Genomic DNA, 17017 nt, shown 5'->3' on the forward strand with positions numbered 1-17017 from the left:
GGGCTCGGTCAGGAGCAACGCACCGTCGTGCGGGACGGAATGATCACTCCATCAGCTCGAATGTAAGGTGAACTCGACAGTGAATTGCACATTGCCGGGAGCGGTGGTGTGGCCATTGGCGGCGGTGAACTTATTCCATACGCCGTCGCACGGATACAGCTCGACATTCGTAGTCCCCCTGAGGAATATTCTCGATCTCGACATCGACCTCATCGCCCTCCCGCAGCGCAAGAACGTCTTCCTGGTCCACAGTTGACAAGTGGAACCACGCGAGCGAGCCGTCCGGTCGAGTCAGCACTCCGGTGCCGTTACGAACGTTCCAGCGGTAGACCGTGGCACGTTCCACAAGCTGCCCCCTTCGTCGCACCGTACGAGTGATCCCGATCATCGCTCGTCACAACACTGCCGTGCATTCGAATCGCGCAGCACCCTGGCCTGCTCACTTACCGCGCACCACAAGGCGTGGTACTCGGACAGGATCGAATGAACCCGAGCCAACGACAGCCCATCCGGGAATGCGACGCCACGCGGCTCACACCATAGGGCGTTCACCCGGTCGAACCGCGCCATGTCGAGACGGTTGCTGTCGCTATCCACGAAACCGAAGACAGTGACCTGCCCGTCCGTCAATGCCCAGTCCGCGCACTGCCGACCGAGATTGGTTGTGCTCAATTCGACCGCCACCGGGTCTCCTCCCATGACTTCAGTCTGGTTAGGCGCCTGTGAATTTCAGCTTCAGCTGCCGTACACGTCTCGTCGTCGCGCCCGAGATGGTCCGCTACGAGGAATTTCGCGGCCGTACCTCGCACCACCGGCGTCCCCTGGCCGCAATCGGGGCAAGCGATCCGTAACATCCGATCCAAGTCCGCCGTAGGTTCGACCCAGATAATCCGGCTGCCGCGCACCCTGTTCCTTCTCTCGCTCAACGCGATTCAAAATTCCCTGCACCGAGTTGTCCCGCCCAATGTCTTTGGCGACCCGCTCGGGCCAGACCACCGCGAGCACGATCACGGCGAGCGGAATACCAACTGCCGCAACGAATCCCCACCACTCAGCCGTCATGGCCGCGTGCTGTCCGGGACAAGACGCTTCGCTTCGATCAGACGCTGCTTCGCCTGCTGCTTGACCGGGCAGACACACAGCGCACAGTCGATATGCACCTGCATCACGACATGGGCGAAACCAGTTGTCATCACCGGCACGCGATCGTGATTCATCACCCCGTACATTGCTGATTCCTCCATTTCGGTGGGTAGCAAAAATGGAAACCCACTGGCTGGCTTGCCAACTCACGTAAGAGAGTGGTTCTCTTCGGCTGCGCGATAAGCACACCACCGGGATCCGCGCGACGTACCCTGAACTGGGTCACCCACTTCCAAGTCACCAGAAGGTGCAGAGCGTTTCCCAGTCAGGTGCAAGACATCACCCGAACCCCTATGCCCCATCACCCAGTACGGGCGGCGGGCAGGAAGAGAGACGATCGTGGACAGCGGATCGACACTGCCGAGGCGGCAGCTCGGCAAGTACTTGCGCGATGCCCGTTCGGCCCTGAGCATGTCGCAGGAGTCGGCGGCACGGTTGGCAGATATCAGTTCTTCGGTGCTGCAACGTCTCGAGAAGGGAGAGCCGACCCGCCTGAAGGTTCGAGACCTCGAAGCGTTGTGCGAGGTCCTGGAGATGCCGGCGGACACCACCGCCGCAATGGTCGGCTTACTACGTCAAGCGGCCGAAAAGAGTTGGTGGTACGTGTACGGCGATCTCATCCCGGCCAACTTCGATGTGTACGTCGGATTCGAAGTCGCAGCGCGCAAGCTCACGATTTACCAGCCGGCACTAGTCCCTGGGCTACTTCAGACATCCGACTACACGCGCGCCCTCGTTTTGGCTGCCAACCCATCCGCGAGCGACGACGAACACACTCGACGCCTGGAACTTCGGATGAAACGCCAAGCCATTGTCACGAGGAAGCGCCAAGCTGTCAGCCTTGACGTTGTCCTGCACGAATCTGCCCTGAGAAGCAGCGTCGGCGGTCCGACCGTTATGGCAGCACAGCTTCGCCATCTTGCCGAGATCGGCAAGCTTCCCAACGTCTCGATCCGAGTGCTCCCCTTTTCATCTGGTACGCCGGTCGGTGATCCAGTCGGTCAGTTCGCAATTCTGGAGTTCGGAGAGGACGCAAAAGGCGACCCTGTGTGGCCCCCGTTGGTCTATCTGGAGATGTTCGTCGGCTCCATGTACCTCGAAAAACCAGATGACGTCGAACGGTACGATCAAGTGCACCAGGTTCTCCGGCAGGCATCGTTGGATGAAACAGCGAGTAGGAGCCTGATCCGGCAGGTAGCGAAGGAGCACGTCGAGTGACCAGCGATTTATCCGGCGCGAAATGGTTCAAGAGCAGCCGCAGTGCGTCCAGAGCCGATTGTGTAGAAGTCGCCCACCTCGATGACGGCAAGGTCGGTGTCCGCGACTCCAAGAACCCAACCGGCCCCGCGCTCGTATTCTCACCGGCCGAGTGGGATGTGTTCACCGCTCACGTACACGATGGCCAGTTCGACCGTCCGTAACTCCCACGAGCGCGCTTGCGTCGCGCCGCACACACCAAGAAGGCTGCCTTAACGGGAGCCTTCTTCTTTTCCAGCGGGAGCAGACAGCCCAGGTGCGATATCTCTACGCAGAGTGGGACCACGGCCGATGGGAGTTCGCATCGGCCGTGGCGTCAGTCCTTCTCGGGCGGCAGATCAGTTCGGGTCGATCCAGCTGGGAAATCGCCGTACGACATGTTGGACGACGCCCGCATGTCCACCGGATTGCGATTGCCACCCATCGCCGTTCGGCGCCCATGCCCTGAGCTGAATCCCGACCCACCGGCCCTCGGCATCGATCAGACAATGTTCTTCTGCATTTCCGGAACAGATCGCCTCGACCAAGCCGAGCGCAGGAACCGGACGGCTGCGATCTTCAGCGATGTAATCGCACGTCATGGCGAAGCACCATCCGGTCTCCACGCGCGCCGCCTCGTCATCGAAACGGGTAACCCTGATATGGCGGGAATCATTGCCCTGCTCGGCTTTACGCGAACTGAGCAGCACCACGTCCTCGTAGAGGAACGTCTCGGCATCGTACTTCACCGCGAGATCGCACAACCCGATGACGAGTTCATCCCAACTGCCGTGCACACTCACTGTCGCATTCCTCACTCAGCCACAGGGGCTGGAAACCGCCCGAGTATTTGCCACGCCGTAGACCGGGGGAGCCTTCCGCCATAAACCCGCCGCGCCACATTATCGCTGCGTCACCGTCTCTCCGCCCAGTCTCTTCCGGGCGGCGTCGATTTCGGGTGAAAGCTGCCGATGTAGTTCGGGCGCATGGGTTTCCACAACAGACCAGACGACGTCGTCGTCGACGAGCCAGTAGTTGTGCGCAATTCGGTTGCGCATGCCCTTGATCAGTCGCAGCGGGATCTCCGGAGGGGCGGACAGCCAGTCGTCACCCAGCCGCTCGAGGTCTGCGGCCAACCTGATCACACCGAACTGACACGCCCGGGCCACCGCGATATCGGAGTCGTAAACCTCTCGGCCGCGGGCGCACAGATCGGCCATTTCGGTGAGCGTCGCTGCGAGAAACAGTAGTCGCTCGTCCACACGCGACCTGGTCATGCGGCGAAAGCCAGTGGGAGACGGTCACGTTCGAGTCCCTGGCGTAGCAGACCGTTACGATCCAGTTCGGTGGTTGCCACCACGTCGACCGGGCACCCGAGAACGTCGGCGATGTCCTCATCCAGGCCGAAGATATCGACGACCGAGCTGCCGGGCGTGAGTTCCACCAACAGATCGAGATCGGATCCGGGACGGTCTTCTCCGCGTGCAACGGAGCCGAACACCCATGCACGGGCCACGGGATACCTGGTCAGGACTCGGGCGAATTCGGCCCGGTAGCGGTCCAAAAGTTCGCTGGGGCGCACGGTATTCACCAGACCGGCATCGAGCCGGAATCCGGCAGCGGCGAGAATTTTTTCGAGCATTGCCACGGACGGCTGCCTGTGACCGGATTCGATGTTCGCAACACTGGACTGGGCGACCCCCGCACGCTGGGCAAGCTCACGCTGAGACAGGCCGCGACGCCTTCGTGCGTCGAGGACCAGTTTCGCCGCCGTGCTGTGCGAGGCTGCCACACGAGAATGATAGCGTATCCGCTATCAGGCAGGGAGTGCGCTGTAAGTCGAGGATCATGCTCGTGGGCGCTACTCGGGCGGGGGCAGCAGCGGCCCCAGGGGGCCGAGGTCGATGTTGAGGTCTTCCGGGGTGAGGCCGAAGTGGTCGCGCAATTCCTCCATGCGTTGTTCGAGCAGCATCAGTGTGGTTCCGATGCGTTCGACCTGGGTGTCGGTGAGGTCACCGGCGTCGACGCGGCGCAGCGCCTGGCGCTCCATGAGCTGGCGCAGCAACTCCACCAAGGTGAGCACGAGGGTGACCAGTCCGCGCTCGACGGATTCCGGGTCGGTGTCGATACGCGGTGGGATACCGCCGAATTCAGTCATCGGCGTGCTTGTCGGGCGACGCGGGCGAAGCCGGCGGAAACAGGGTGCTGATCGAGGAGATGAGGGCGCGCAGCGAGATCTGCACCAGATCCACATCGGCGATGGCGAGTCTGATGTCGCCGGTGATGATCACACCGCCGGCCAGCACCCGGTCCAGCAGGTCCACCAGCGCGATACGCCGCTCGCTGTCGACGGTGCGGTCGGGCGGTGACGTGCCGGCGCGCGTCATGTCGGCCCGGGTCATGTCGGCTCGCGTTGCACGCCCGCGAACGAATACGGCGGCCACGGACCGGTGAGCTCTAATCTGATGCCGGGGAATTCGGCGCCGAGCGCGGTGACGGTGGCCGTGAAGTCCTCGGTCCGGTCGTCGTCGACGAGGTAGGTGCCGTTGAGCACCATCCAGTCGCGCCGGCCGCTCACCGCCGGATCGGTCAGCGGCTGACATCGTCCGGCCGCGGCCCGGCGCAGCAACCGCGCGTGCACCTGCGCCGCCCGCTCGGCCGCATCGCGTTCGACGGTTTCCTGCGCGGACAATTGCGCACGCCGCCGGGCCAGATACGCCGCGCCCGGCGTCATCGTCCCGGCTTCGGCCTTGGCCTCGGCGACAGCGGCGGTGAGGGCGGCGCGGTCGCCGTACGCGCGCACTCCCCACTCGGTGCGCCCGCTCACCAAGTCCAGCGCCGCGGCGAAATCCGCTCGCCGTTCGTCGAGCAACTTCCGCACCCGGTCGTCGTCGCGGAAGACGGTGGCCAGTCGCAACGGAACGGCCGGACCTCGGCGGACCACCGCCGAGACCACCGCGTCGTGGGCCCGTGCGGTCGCCTCCAGCCAGTCCAGATCCTCGAAGTTCCGGCGCAGCGGCTCCTCGCCGAACACGTCCAGCGGCACCGAACCGACGAAGGCGGTGAGATTGCCGGACACGATCGTCCGCACCGGTTCCCCGGCGACTCCGGTGGGCGCGGCGGTCTCCGCCTCCTCGTCGCTGTGGGGCGCAACCGCGTACAGCCAGACCAGGCAACGACCTGTCACGATCGCTCTTTCCTCGACTCGCGCCCACGCTCGATGGGTTGCCGGCGTTCGTTCGCCGCCTCCAATCGGGCGATCCGCTCGCGCAGTTCCCGGTTCTCGATTTCCAGGTCGCTGTCCTGCTTTTCGAGCCTATTGGCCTTGCTGCTGAGCCAAGGATCGGTCTCCCACCAGTCGATGCCCACCGCCTTGGCCGTCTCCAGGGACGCGACCACCAACCGCAACTTGATGGTGAGCAGTTCGATGTCGAGGAGATTCACCTGGATATCGCCCGCGATCACCAAGCCCTTGTCGAGGACTCGTTCCAGGATGTCGGCGAGATTGGTGGAGTGCCCGCCCCCACCCCCGTAGGGCTGCGGCGCGTACGACTCGCCTCCGACCACCGTCATTGCTGTCCCCTCGTGCCGATATCGGTGCTACCGCGGATGTAGCGCTTGGTTCGGCGATAGGCCAGCAGGTTCTCGTCGAAATCGATCTCGACCTGATAGAGCGCCATGATGTCCGCCGAGGAGGGGATGCGGCGATCCTCGAGCACCTCGATCTCCACGAGCCAGCCGTCGTCGGTCGGCTCCACGCTCGTGACGCCCTGGAGGGCGTTCGACGTCAGTTCCCCGAGGCATTCGACCGCCACCCCGGCGGCCTGCGCCGCGGTCAGGGGCGGTTGTTCGTCCGATGTCTGGGCATCGTCGGGGATGGTGTCGCGGGCCACGGGAGTCACTTCTTCCGGTCGGTCGAACCTACTTCGGACCGGTCATCCGATTCAGGATCTCTTGTTGCGCTTGCTCGGCCTCCTCCGCGGATATCTCGCCGGCGGCCGCGGCACGGTCGATGTCCTCGAGCTCGCGCCGCAACCGCACCGGATCGTGCATTTGCTGTTCGACCTGTTCCTGGATCAATTCACTCAGCCAGATCACGCCACGAACCGGCGCGGCGGGGAGCAGGAGGATCGATGAGATCAGACCCATGCCTCACCCCTCCGGTGCTCGCTTCGTCACGAAGTCGTAGGCCGCCATCGGTCCGAGCAGACTCAACTCGACCCGGCCGTCCCATTCCGACATGAGCCGGCGCAGCAACTCCTCCAGTTCGTCCTGCCGGGCCGTTTCGACCAGCGCCGCGAGGTGAACGGCATCCTCTTCGTGGGTGGGGTCGCGCAGATTGACCATCGCGTCGAGTTTCTCGAGTTCGGAAGCCACTGTGCGGGTGTCCTCGGCTCGCTTGGTCTCGATGGCCTGATTGATCATCTCGCCCAGCATGATTCGCTCGTTGCGGGTCGCATCCTCCGACTTCCCACGGATCTCGTCTCGGAGACGGGCGGCGTCGGAATTCTCGTCGAGCAGTTCGCGCAGGATCGCATCCTCGACGTAACGCCCTCTGATGACGAACTGCACCCGCCCCTCGAGTTCCACCAGTGCCGCGTGGAATTCGTCTTCGTTCGCCTCGAGCAGTTCATTTTCCACCGCATCGGTGTCGGTCATGACCGCGCCGAACCGCAACGGCAACACGGGGGCCACCGCCGCAGACCCGTCGAGAAGTTTCTCGTGGGCGGTGAGGTCCTGGGGTGTGCCCAGGGGCCGATCGGAGGCGAGCGGACTGACCAGCGCGGCGATATCGCCGTGCCGCACGACCGTCACTTCACCCGGCGGATCGCCGACTCCGGTGGCGTGGGGCTGCGGCTCCACGTCGGCGGGCACAATGCCGTAGACGTATACGGCGGTTGCCTCGGCAGCCATCACCGCTCCTCTCGCTTGGAGGGCCGGTGCACCGTCTGCCGTTTGTCCTGCACATCGCCGAGGAAGTCCGCGACCTTCTTGCCGGCCGCGTCGAGTGCGCCCTTCGTCTTGTGTTCGGCCGCGCCCTCGGTGACCTCGCCGACGATGTCGGTGATGCCCTTCGGCTCACTGGTCGAGATCTCGAGCCGGTTCACCGCTTCGGCGAACCGCAGATATGTGTCGACACTGGCGACCACGACGCGCGCGTCGATGGTCACCAATTCGATGCCCACCAGCGACACCCGGGCGAACGCGTCGATCACCAACCCTTTGTCGAGGATTGTGTCGATTACATCGGCCAGGCTGGACGAGTTCGGCCGGGCCATGGTGCCGGCTCCACCTCCGCCCCCGCCTCCCGCGGGTTCGATCGTCATCTTCTTGCTCCTCCGCTCACACGTGGCCGGCGAGTGACCGAGCTCTTGCGGGCGGCCGTGCGGCGGCGAGGTGGCTCCGGTTCGTCCTCCTCGTCCCGATCGCTGCGCTCCCGGTCCTGCTCGTCGTCCTCGTCTTCCTCGTCTTCTTCTGCCTCATCCGGTTCTTCGTCGTCGAACGCTTCCTCGTCGGCGTTGTCCTCGTCCTGCTCTTCCTCGTCGTGGTCTTCCTCGTCGTGCTCTTCCTCGGCGGCGTGCTCTTCCTCTTCGCGCTGTCGCGCCGTCTCGTCGTCTTCCACGACCTCGCCGTCGCGGATCTCGCCGTGCCAGCCGACGATGTCGTCGCTGTGCAGGACCGCATCGGTCATGACATGGCGCTGAAAGTGCTTGAGCTCCAACCGGCATCGGCGACCGGCGGCACGCCACATATTGGCGGTCTTCTCGAACACCCCCTGCGGGTGATACTCGAGCACCACCAGAATCCGCGTGAGGTTCGGGGTGAGCTCGTAGAAGCCGACGGCGCCGTCGATATAGCCCTTGGCGCCCTTGGAACGCCACACGATCCGCTCGAACGGAATCTGTTCGATGATCGTGGACTCCCAGGTTCGCCTCGACCAGAACACCTTGCCGGTCCAGCTGAGTTTCTCGTCGGACACCTGCTCGACCTGCTCGAGCTTCTTGGTGAATTTCGGGAAGTCGGCGAATTGCGTCCACTGGTCGTAGGCCAGATCGATCGGCACGCCGACATCGATCTCCTCGACGATATTGGTCAGCTTGAGCTTCTTCCCTCCGCCGCCTTTGCCACCACCGCCGGTCAGCGAATTCTTGAGCGATTCGAACTTCTCCCCGGCCGAGTGCTTGAGTTTGCTCATACCTCCGCTCATGACGGCCTGCAGCGGTGAGCCGCCGCCGGCCAGCTTGTCGACGCCGGTCACCGCCGCGATCAGATTTCCTTCGCCACCCGCATAGTCGTTCAACCGGCCGGCGGTTTTGGAGACCCGAGCCGACAGCCCTTCCACCGCGCGTTCGGCCAGCGTCCCCGCGAGGTTCTGCACCGACTGCTGGAGCGGGCCGGCCGGCTGAGCCGTTTTCGCCATCGCGCTCACCTCCTCGTGCGGCGCACGGGCGGTTCGTCGGAATCGGAGCCGCTACGGCGTCGGCTGACCGAAACAGGTTTGCGGTCCGCGGATTTGCGAGACGAGGTCCGAGCGGTCGTCTTCCTCGCGCGCGAGGCTGCGGGTTTGCGTGCCCGTGGGGCGGCCGGCTTGCGCTCTTCTTCCTCCGCGCCGGAATCCACGTCCTCGCGATCGTCGTCGGAGGGCGCCGCGTCCCGGACGTTCTCCTGTTCGTCCTCGTCGTCCGACTCCGCGTCCGATGCTCGGTCGCGGTCCTTGCCCGACAGCAGGGAGTCGCCTGTCAGCAGCGACGAGCCATGCTGCAGCCGGGTGTTGAGCGAGTCGAGCTGGTTGCTCGCGGCGGTCACCGCGGCGGATCGGGCCGCGCCCAGCAATTCGTCGCGAACGGTGTCTGTGAGCTGCGTCAGGTCCGCCGACGATTTGAGCAGCGACGTCCCCCGTTCGAGCAACTCACCGGGAATGTCCGACGACCGTTTGGCCATCATCGCCCCCGCCACCCCCAACGCGAAGCGCATCTTCCGCGTGCGCCCCAGCAAATAACCTATGCCCACCCCTACCGCGATACTTGTGCCACCTTTCATGGCCTTCTCCTCGTATGCTCGACACGCCTGCACGGCCGCACTGCCGCGGGATGGGTCGAGCGATGAGACCCCGATGTTTGGAGTAAGCCACATCACAGAATGGCCTTATATCAGCGTATACCCAGCTATCCCCGCTGTCGGCTATTAGCCGGAGGGACTTCCGGCATATGGATCAACGCAGTCGCCGGGTGCGCCGGCGCGGGCGCAGCACTCGCACCGCCCGCCGCCAGCCGCGCGGTGTGGCGACGAATCGCACCGGCCCGTCGAATCGGTCCGTCGGGTCGAACTCGGAGGCAGCGGTGCCGGCCCGGCGGGCGACCTCGTAGCGAGCCAGCCCCTCCCGGAACGCGACCGGGTCACCGCCGACATCGGGGTGCTGGGTGCGCACGAACCGGCGGTAGGCCGCGCGGTCGGCCGCCGACCATCCGGCGCGCGCCGTCGGCGTCCGCGCCTCCCGGATCGGTTCGGGATCTCTGCTCGCCATCCCCTCCAGTATCACCACATCCATCGCGCCGAAACCGTGACCGTACGCACTGTCCGAAATGGGTACTCCCCGGCCATGAACGACAGCGCGCAGATTCGACCGGTACCGATGCGGCGGCGGCCCTGGTTCGCGGATCTGGAAGAAGCCGAACGACGTGGCGCCCACGGCAATGCCGGGCTCGGCTACTTCGACTGCGATTGCGAGATCTGCCACCGGCGGTTCCGGCCCGCAGCGGTCTGAGACCCTCGGCCGGTCGCGGGTTCGGGTAAGTAGCTCGCGCCGTTGAACTTTCGCCGTCCGCGGAAAACCGGGATGCGCGCGTGCGGACCGCGCCGATACGAACGGTTCCTGCTCGCGATGTCGAATACGTTGGGCGAGAACAGCTTCTACGAATTCGCGACGTTCGCCTGGCCACACCCGTACGCGAGTCGTCTTGCTCGATCCGGAGTGGACGGCACGATCTCTGCGCCTGCTCCAGGCCCGACGCTCGAGGCGTCGACCGTTCGAGGGCGGACTGGCCGTTCTGAGCGGAATCCCGGCCGGGGCACCACCGGCCGGGCCGGGATCCGGGCGGTTCAGGCGCCGATACCCGCGGCCAGCACCGGCCAGGAATCGTGAAGATCGGCCTCGAACAGTCCCCAGGTGTGGGAACCCTCGGGCCGGTCCACGTACACCGCCGGAACGCCGAGTTGTCCGAGCCGACCGGCGAAGGCTCCGGTGCACGCACTCGCGACGGCCTCCACCGGCGGGAACGGCAATCCCCGGTCGATACCGCCCGGGATGCCGGACGCCGCCGACAGATAGATGGCCTTCCCAGCCAGCGCACCGGCCCGCGCGAACGCGTCGTGCGCGGGCCACGCCGCGGTGCCCGGCAGGCCCCACATATTGCCCGGATTACCGCCGCCCCGCACGACCTGCGCACTCACCATCGCGATCCCGGCCGGATCGTTCGACCACGGACACCCGCTGTAGGAGGCCACCGCGCCGAAGCGCTCCGGCGCCTGGATCGCGAGGTCCACCGCCGACGCCGCGCTCATCGACACCCCGGCGATCGCATTGCGGCCGGTGGTACCCAGCTGCGCGTCGACGACATCGGGCAGTTCCCGGGTGAGGTAGCTCTGCCAGCGATTGCGTCCCATCAGCGGATCGTCGGCGATCCAGTCGGTGTACATACTGTTGGGCCCGCCGACCGGCATCACCACATTGACATGCTTGTCGGCGAAGAACGCCCGCACATCGGTGTCGTCCCACCAGGAGATGTTGTCGACACCGCCGCCGATGCCGGTGAGCAGATAGAGCGTGGGCGCCGGTCCGCCGCCGGCCGCGCGGATCACCCGATTGGTGATCACCCGGTCCATCGACGGCGAATACACATCCATCTCGACCGCCGCCGGGCCCAGCGGATGTTCGTCCACCACATGCGCCGCCGGCGCCGCCGCGGCCGAACCCGCCGCGAAAACACCCCCGGCGACGACCGCGCACACCATTACGAGAACTCGCGTGATTACCGTCACGACAAGGGACTACCCCATCATGATCATCACAATGCGGACGAACCCGTGACCGGCCGTGGACGGCCGGTCACGGGCATGGACTCAGTCGAGACGCGCCTCGATCGCCTCGATGATGCGCGGCCGCAGCTCCCGGGCGCTGATCACCGCGTCCACCGAGCCGACCTCGACGGCACGGTGGATGTTGTGCACCCGGTCGAACTCGGCGGCGACCTCACCCAGCTTCTCGGCGCGCACCTGCGAGCGGACCTCGTCGAGTTCGGCCGACAGCTCCGCACGCTCGGTACCGGACGCGTTCGCGACCCGCGACTCCAGGTCGCGCACCCGCGAATCCGAGGCGGTGCGGGTGTTGACGTCCCCGGCGAACACCACGGCCGCGGCCGGGGCGCCACCGAGCACCGAGGCGAACGAACCCTCGAGCGCGAGCACGGTCATATTCGGGTTCAGCGCCTTCGAGAACACCACGAACGCACCGCCGTGGTACCGCGAGATCACGCAGAACACGATGGGCCCGCGGAAGTTCACGATCGCGCGGCCGATTTCGGCACCGTATTCGAGCTGCAACTTGCGCATCGACTCCGGCGAGCCGTCGAAACCGGACAGATTCGCCAGCACCACCAGCGGACGGTTGCCACTGGCCGCGTTGATCGCGCGAGCCGCCTTCTTCGACGACCGCGGGAACAGCGTGCCCGCGGTGTAGGTGTCGGGTCCGTCGGTGGACGGGAAGCCGCGCCGCGGCACACCCCGCGATTCGATGCCCAGCAGGCAAACCGGAATACCACCCAGATGCGCGTCCTGGACGACGGCGGTCTCTGCGTCGGCCATCCCCGCCCAGCGCTCCAGCACGGCGTGGTCCTGATCGGCCAGCGCCCGCATCACGGTGCGAATATCGAAGGGCTTCTTGCGATCCGGGTTCGCGGTCGCGGAGAAGATCTCGCCGACGGTGGTGAAATCGCTGTCGGGCACGTTGTGCGGGAAGGTGCACACATCGCGGTCGATCGGGTCGGTGGTCTGCGCGCGGCGCGGGCCATGCTCCCCGGGGGCGATGTAGGTGTGGTCGTAGTGCGACATCAGCACATCGCGAGCGCCGGCCAGATTCGGCGCCCAATACTGCGCCTGACCGTTCGGGCCCATCACGCGGTCGTATCCGCCGATGCCGAAGTTGTCCTCGGCCGACACACCACCGGAGAAGTCCAGCGCCTGCTTACCGGTCAGCACCATCGCCGAATCCGGGGTCATCACCAGAATGCCCTTGGTGTGCATGAGCATCGTCGCCTCGGCGTTCCAGTACGGCTGCGCGCCGACGTTGATACCGGAGACCACGATGTTGATCTCGCCGCCGTCCTGGGTGAATTCGACGATGCGCTTGAGCGCCGCCGCCACCCAGTCCATGTTCTCCGTACCGGACTTCATCGAGATCCGGGCACCGGAGGACAGCGCGTACCACTCCAGCGGCACCTGCATCTGCTCGGCCAGATCCAGCGCCGCGATCACGCGTCGGCATTCCGGCTCCGACAGTGCGCCCAGCGACTTGGTCGGATCGCCGAGCAGCACCACGCGGGTGATGCCGTCGGGATGCCGGTCGGTCGGCGTGGTCACCACACCGGCGACCATCGCCGCGGTGTTGCGGCCCTTGGGCCGGTCGACCGGGACGAGGGCGTGCTCGGCGTCGAGGTCGTATTCGGCGAAAGTGCCGAGCAGACCGGTCAATTCGTACGGGTAGACGGTGCCGCGACTGGCCGCCCGCAGCACCTTCTGGCGGTACTCGTCGAGCGGTTCGACCGGATCGTCGGTGCGCTCGCCGACGGACACCTCGGTGCCGCCGGTGGCATCGAAGTGGATACGCACGACGATCTTGACCAGCTCACCGGTCTTCGCGTCGGGCTGGCGGGCGATGATCAGGACCTCCTCCAGCCCGGCGCCCGCGGTGGCCGGTTCGACACGGCCGACGATGGTGTCCAGTTCGGCGCGGTTCACATCCAGCGGCGGCCAGATGTAGAGGACGATCCGGTTGGTGTGCAGGCGCTTGGCCGACGGCCGCAGCGACTGTGCCCGGCGGATCGAGTCGACACAGGTCGCGACCGTGCTCTCGGCGGTCGGCAGGGACAGCAGCCGGCCCTCGTGATCGCGCAGCGCGGTCAGGTCGCGGACCTGCGCGAAGGCGACCAGCCGCTCGTCGGCGGGGTTCTCCTTCGCGACACCGCGGAACAGATAGACCTCCTCGTCGGAGGACGGCAGCCGGGTGAGATCGAATTTGCGCAGGCGGCGCATCTGCATCCGCTCGGCGATGTAGGGGTGCAGGCCGCGGATCAGCCGCTCCTCGGCCAGACCGGTCGCCGACGGGCGGAAGGTGAAGTGGTGGTGCATCACCGCGCCGTTGCTGCCCGCGACGGTGGCCGTGATCCGATTCACCTGGTTCGGCAGCGACCGGGCGCCGAGCACTTCCTGCAGGGCGGCGGCCATCGCGTCGAAGTCCTCCGGCTGGTTCTCCCAGCCGACGTAGATGTCGGCCTCGATGGAGGCGGCGCCACCGGCCAGTTCGGTGAGCCCGCTCAGCACCGTGTCGAGCGCGTCGAAACTGACAGCCGCGGAGACCAGATTCACACCGCGGCGTTCGGCGACCACGAACGTGCAGCCGTCCACGTTCTGGGTGCGAACGTCGGTCAGGCCCTTGTTGCCGTAGTAACGCCGGGTCAGCACCTCGAGCATGACGGTGTTGTCCGGATTGCCCCGCACCAGCCGCTGGGCCAGCAACCGCACCAGCGGTTCGGTGCTGCGCACCATCTCGGCGATGCGATCGGTGCGGTCGGCGGCATCCGGATGCGCGTCCAGATGGCTCAGATGCTTGCGGACCGTGGTGTACACGCGGGCGCGGTTGCGGCGCAGCAGCGGCTGGCCGTACCAGGCGTAGACCACGCCACGGGTGATGTCGGCGATCACCGGGAAGCGCACCTGGGTGGCGGCCACCAGCCGCTCCAGCGCCAGGCCCACCGGTTCGCGCAGCACCCGATCCGGCACCGGCTCGCCCAGCCATTCGCGCAGCAGCGTGGTGACGACGGTGACCGTGTCGGACGGCCGCTGCTGGGCGAGGAAGATCCGGAAGACCGCGGCCTCGAGTTCCGGGGTGCGTTCCAGGTCGGTGACGCCGTAGTGCGCCAGCGCCTTCGACAGCTTGGCCTGGTACGACTCCGGCAGTCCGGCCCGCTCGACGTCGAGGCTCTGCAGGTAGGTGTGGAAGTACTCGCGGGCGCTGTGGAGGTGGCCGTGACCGGCGTCCTCACCCCAGAACTGGCTCAGCTCGGCGAGGTCGGTGAAGACCTCGATCAGGTCCAGCTCCTCGGCGAGCGGGCGACGGTTGTCCGCGATCGCGGCGCGGCGCGCGGCCATGTAGTCCGCCAGGACACGTCCGCCGTCGTGCGGATCGACGTCGAAACCGAGCAGCAGCCCGCGCAGATCCTCCTGGCCGCGAACCGTGCGCTCGTGCGCCAGTACCTCGGTGGGCGCGGCGGGCAGGTCCAGCTCGACCGACTCGACCGCGGCGGACTCGTCGGCCTGCTCCTCGTCGACGATCGGTTCCAGGCGCAGCAGCGGCGCACCGGCCTCGACCTGCGAGCCGACCGACACTCCGCATTCCTTGAGGCGCGCCTTGAACGGCGAGCGCAGCACGGTCTCCATCTTCATCGACTCGAGGACCAGTACGGGCGCACCCGCCTCGACCTCGTCGCCGACCTCGAGCGGCTTGGCGACGACCAGCGCGGGCGCCGGCGAGCGCACCACACCGCCCTCGTCACGGCTCACCCGATGCGTCACGCCGTCGACATCCACCACGTGGGTGGGACCGTGCGTGCCGGTGACCAGCCGGTACCGGGTGCCGTTGACCACGATCTGACCGGTGTGCCGGTCGAAGCGCTCGAGATCGACGTCCGCGGTGGCGACCTCACCGGCCGCCTCGATGCCGATCCGGAATCGGTGCGCACCGACCCGCGCGACCCGCAGGCGGTAGCTCGCGCCGCGCAGCTTCAGATCCAGCGGGCGGCCGCTCTCGTGCTGCACCTGCGGGCGGCCACCGGCGGCGGTGGACAGCAGCCGATGCCGCTCGGCCCGCTCCTCTTCCTCGTAGGCGTCGATGGCCGCGGCGGCCAGAGCGACCGCGGTGTGCCGCTGGGCCACCAACCGGCCCTCGCCGCGCACGCGATCGATCCAGCCGGTGTCGGCGCTGGCGTCGATGACCTCGGGCTGGTCGAGCAGGTCCAGGACGAAACTCTTGTTGGTCGCGCCGCCCTCGATGATCACGCGGGTCTCGCCGACCGCACGGCGCAGCCGGCCCAGGGCCTCCTCGCGATCGCGGCCGTAGGCGATGATCTTGGCGATCATGGAGTCGAAGTCGGCGGGGATGGTGTCACCTTCGCTGACACCGGTGTCGACGCGGATACCCGGTCCGGCCGGCAGATCCAGCAGGGCGATGCGGCCCGGCGCCGGAGCGAAGTCGCGGTCGGGATCCTCGGCGTTGAGGCGGGCCTCGATGGCGTGCCCGCGTTCGGCCGGCGGCTCACCCTCGAGCCGTCCGCCGGAGGCCACGTGCAACTGGGCCCGGACCAGGTCGAACCCGGTGGTGTACTCGGTGATCGGGTGCTCGACCTGCAGGCGGGTGTTGACCTCCAGGAAGGCGAACAGCTCGTCGCCGGGGTGGTAGAGGAATTCGACGGTCGCCGCACCGCGGTAACCGACCGCCACCGCGAGCCGCTCGGCCGAGGCCTTCAGTTCGGCGACCTGCTCGGGACGCAGTACCGGCGAGGCGGACTCCTCGATGACCTTCTGATTGCGGCGCTGCACCGAGCAGTCGCGCACGCCCAGCGCCCACGCGGTGCCCTGCCCGTCGGCGATCACCTGAACCTCGACGTGGCGAGCGCCGGTGACCAGCCGCTCCAGGAAGACGACACCGCTACCGAAGGCGCGAGCCGCTTCCTGGCTGGTGCGCTCGTAGGCATCGACGAGTTCGGCTTCGTTGGTGATGACGCGGATACCGCGACCGCCACCACCGGCGGTCGCCTTCAGCATGAGCGGATAGCCGATGTCACCGGCGGCCGCGACGGCGGCGTCCAGCGTCTCGACCGCACCGCGGCTCCAGGGCGCCACCGGCACCCCGACCTCCTCGGCGATCAGCTTCGCGCCGATCTTGTCACCGAGTTTGCGCATGGCGTCCGGGCTCGGACCGATGAACGTGATGCCGATCTGCTCGCACAGTTCCGCGAAGGCGGGATCCTCGGCGACGAAACCCCAGCCGACCCAGGCGGCGTCGGCCTTCGTCGTCACCAGCGCCTTTTCCAGCGCCTTCAGATCCAGGTAGGGGCGGGCGGAGGCCGGACCGAGGTCGTAGGCGATATCGGCCTCGCGCACGAACGTCGCGTTCCGGTCGACATCGGTGTACAGAGCGACGGTTTCGATCTGTCGCGCGGTCGCCGCGGCCAAATCTCGGACGGCGTGGATGAGGCGCATTGCGGCCTCACCCCGGTTCACGATGGCGATGCGGCTGAACACTCGCCGACTCCTTTCCACAGCGTAGGCCCGGTGCATGGGCGGAATTCGAGGTATCGCGGCTCCG

General features: G+C 66.6%; 21 protein-coding genes. 3 read left to right on the plus strand and 18 right to left on the minus strand.

From position 1 onward, the window contains the following. Positions 1-384 precede the first annotated feature (384 nt). A complete protein-coding gene (locus IRT45_RS17030) occupies positions 385-684 on the minus strand; it encodes a hypothetical protein (RefSeq protein WP_194806829.1) in 300 nt (99 codons plus the stop codon). 374 nt (positions 685-1058) lie between these two features. Continuing rightward, positions 1059-1229 (minus strand): hypothetical protein, encoded by a 171-nt coding sequence (locus IRT45_RS17035; protein ID WP_194806830.1) that lies wholly within the window; start codon positions 1227-1229, stop codon positions 1059-1061. A 253-nt stretch (positions 1230-1482) separates the two neighbouring features. On the opposite strand from IRT45_RS17035, the gene IRT45_RS17040 reads away from it, so the two are divergent. Together IRT45_RS17040 and IRT45_RS17045 are read left to right on the plus strand one after the other, a co-directional pair. Then, positions 1483-2361, plus strand: coding sequence for a helix-turn-helix transcriptional regulator (locus IRT45_RS17040; RefSeq protein WP_309241013.1), 879 nt, complete (start codon positions 1483-1485; stop codon positions 2359-2361). Then, the gene (locus tag IRT45_RS17045; protein ID WP_194806831.1) at positions 2358-2564 is read left to right on the plus strand and encodes a DUF397 domain-containing protein; all 207 of its coding nucleotides are present in this window, start codon (positions 2358-2360) and stop codon (positions 2562-2564) included. The genes IRT45_RS17040 and IRT45_RS17045 overlap by 4 nt, the downstream gene beginning before the upstream one ends. A gap of 174 nt (positions 2565-2738) precedes the next feature. Here IRT45_RS17045 and IRT45_RS17050 read toward each other — a convergent pair whose 3' ends face one another. The 14 genes from IRT45_RS17050 to IRT45_RS17115 form a co-directional block, all read right to left on the minus strand. Beyond that, a complete protein-coding gene (locus IRT45_RS17050; protein WP_194806832.1) occupies positions 2739-3182 on the minus strand; it encodes a hypothetical protein in 444 nt (147 codons plus the stop codon). 99 nt (positions 3183-3281) lie between these two features. Further along, positions 3282-3656, minus strand: coding sequence for a HepT-like ribonuclease domain-containing protein (locus IRT45_RS17055; RefSeq protein WP_194806833.1), 375 nt, complete (start codon positions 3654-3656; stop codon positions 3282-3284). Further along, complete coding sequence (locus tag IRT45_RS17060) at positions 3653-4171, minus strand: helix-turn-helix domain-containing protein (RefSeq protein WP_309241014.1); 519 nt, start codon at positions 4169-4171, stop codon at positions 3653-3655. Before IRT45_RS17060 ends, IRT45_RS17055 begins: the two co-directional genes overlap by 4 nt. Positions 4172-4240: 69 nt before the next feature. Further along, on the minus strand, positions 4241-4537 hold the full coding sequence (locus IRT45_RS17065; protein ID WP_194806834.1) for a gas vesicle protein K: 297 nt from the start codon (positions 4535-4537) through the stop codon (positions 4241-4243). After that, complete coding sequence (locus IRT45_RS17070; protein WP_375540112.1) at positions 4530-4781, minus strand: gas vesicle protein; 252 nt, start codon at positions 4779-4781, stop codon at positions 4530-4532. Before IRT45_RS17070 ends, IRT45_RS17065 begins: the two co-directional genes overlap by 8 nt. Then, the gene (locus tag IRT45_RS17075; protein ID WP_194806835.1) at positions 4778-5566 is read right to left on the minus strand and encodes a GvpL/GvpF family gas vesicle protein; all 789 of its coding nucleotides are present in this window, start codon (positions 5564-5566) and stop codon (positions 4778-4780) included. Before IRT45_RS17075 ends, IRT45_RS17070 begins: the two co-directional genes overlap by 4 nt. After that, positions 5563-5952 carry a gas vesicle protein gene (gvpJ, locus tag IRT45_RS17080; protein ID WP_194806836.1) on the minus strand — a complete coding sequence of 130 codons (390 nt, stop codon included), beginning with the start codon at positions 5950-5952 and terminating at the stop codon, positions 5563-5565. Before gvpJ (IRT45_RS17080) ends, IRT45_RS17075 begins: the two co-directional genes overlap by 4 nt. Continuing rightward, on the minus strand, positions 5949-6272 hold the full coding sequence (locus tag IRT45_RS17085; protein WP_309241015.1) for a gas vesicle protein: 324 nt from the start codon (positions 6270-6272) through the stop codon (positions 5949-5951). The genes gvpJ (IRT45_RS17080) and IRT45_RS17085 overlap by 4 nt, the downstream gene beginning before the upstream one ends. Before the next feature lie 28 nt (positions 6273-6300). Continuing rightward, positions 6301-6528 (minus strand): gas vesicle protein GvpG, encoded by a 228-nt coding sequence (locus IRT45_RS17090; protein WP_194806837.1) that lies wholly within the window; start codon positions 6526-6528, stop codon positions 6301-6303. A 3-nt stretch (positions 6529-6531) separates the two neighbouring features. Further along, positions 6532-7293 carry a GvpL/GvpF family gas vesicle protein gene (locus IRT45_RS17095; RefSeq protein ID WP_194806838.1) on the minus strand — a complete coding sequence of 254 codons (762 nt, stop codon included), beginning with the start codon at positions 7291-7293 and terminating at the stop codon, positions 6532-6534. Beyond that, positions 7293-7706, minus strand: a complete 414-nt coding sequence (gvpJ, locus tag IRT45_RS17100; protein ID WP_194806839.1) for a gas vesicle protein GvpJ — start codon at positions 7704-7706, stop codon at positions 7293-7295. Before gvpJ (IRT45_RS17100) ends, IRT45_RS17095 begins: the two co-directional genes overlap by 1 nt. Then, a complete protein-coding gene (locus IRT45_RS17105) occupies positions 7703-8800 on the minus strand; it encodes an SRPBCC family protein (RefSeq protein WP_194806840.1) in 1098 nt (365 codons plus the stop codon). The genes gvpJ (IRT45_RS17100) and IRT45_RS17105 overlap by 4 nt, the downstream gene beginning before the upstream one ends. Positions 8801-8805: 5 nt before the next feature. Beyond that, the gene (locus IRT45_RS17110; protein WP_194806841.1) at positions 8806-9420 is read right to left on the minus strand and encodes a hypothetical protein; all 615 of its coding nucleotides are present in this window, start codon (positions 9418-9420) and stop codon (positions 8806-8808) included. A 172-nt stretch (positions 9421-9592) separates the two neighbouring features. Continuing rightward, positions 9593-9928 (minus strand): hypothetical protein, encoded by a 336-nt coding sequence (locus IRT45_RS17115; protein ID WP_228534487.1) that lies wholly within the window; start codon positions 9926-9928, stop codon positions 9593-9595. A gap of 51 nt (positions 9929-9979) precedes the next feature. Between IRT45_RS17115 and IRT45_RS17120 the strand changes: the two genes are divergently transcribed. Continuing rightward, positions 9980-10144 (plus strand): hypothetical protein, encoded by a 165-nt coding sequence (locus tag IRT45_RS17120; protein WP_194806842.1) that lies wholly within the window; start codon positions 9980-9982, stop codon positions 10142-10144. Positions 10145-10479: 335 nt separating this feature from the next. Here IRT45_RS17120 and IRT45_RS17125 read toward each other — a convergent pair whose 3' ends face one another. Beyond that, positions 10480-11391, minus strand: a complete 912-nt coding sequence (locus IRT45_RS17125; protein ID WP_194806891.1) for an alpha/beta hydrolase family protein — start codon at positions 11389-11391, stop codon at positions 10480-10482. Between the two features lie 108 nt (positions 11392-11499). After that, entirely contained in the window at positions 11500-16953 is a 5454-nt protein-coding gene (locus IRT45_RS17130; RefSeq protein ID WP_194806843.1) for a carboxyl transferase domain-containing protein, read from the minus strand. Positions 16954-17017 lie beyond the last annotated feature (64 nt).

This window comes from Nocardia sp. BSTN01, assembly GCF_015354405.1.
Taxonomy (GTDB): domain Bacteria; phylum Actinomycetota; class Actinomycetes; order Mycobacteriales; family Mycobacteriaceae; genus Nocardia.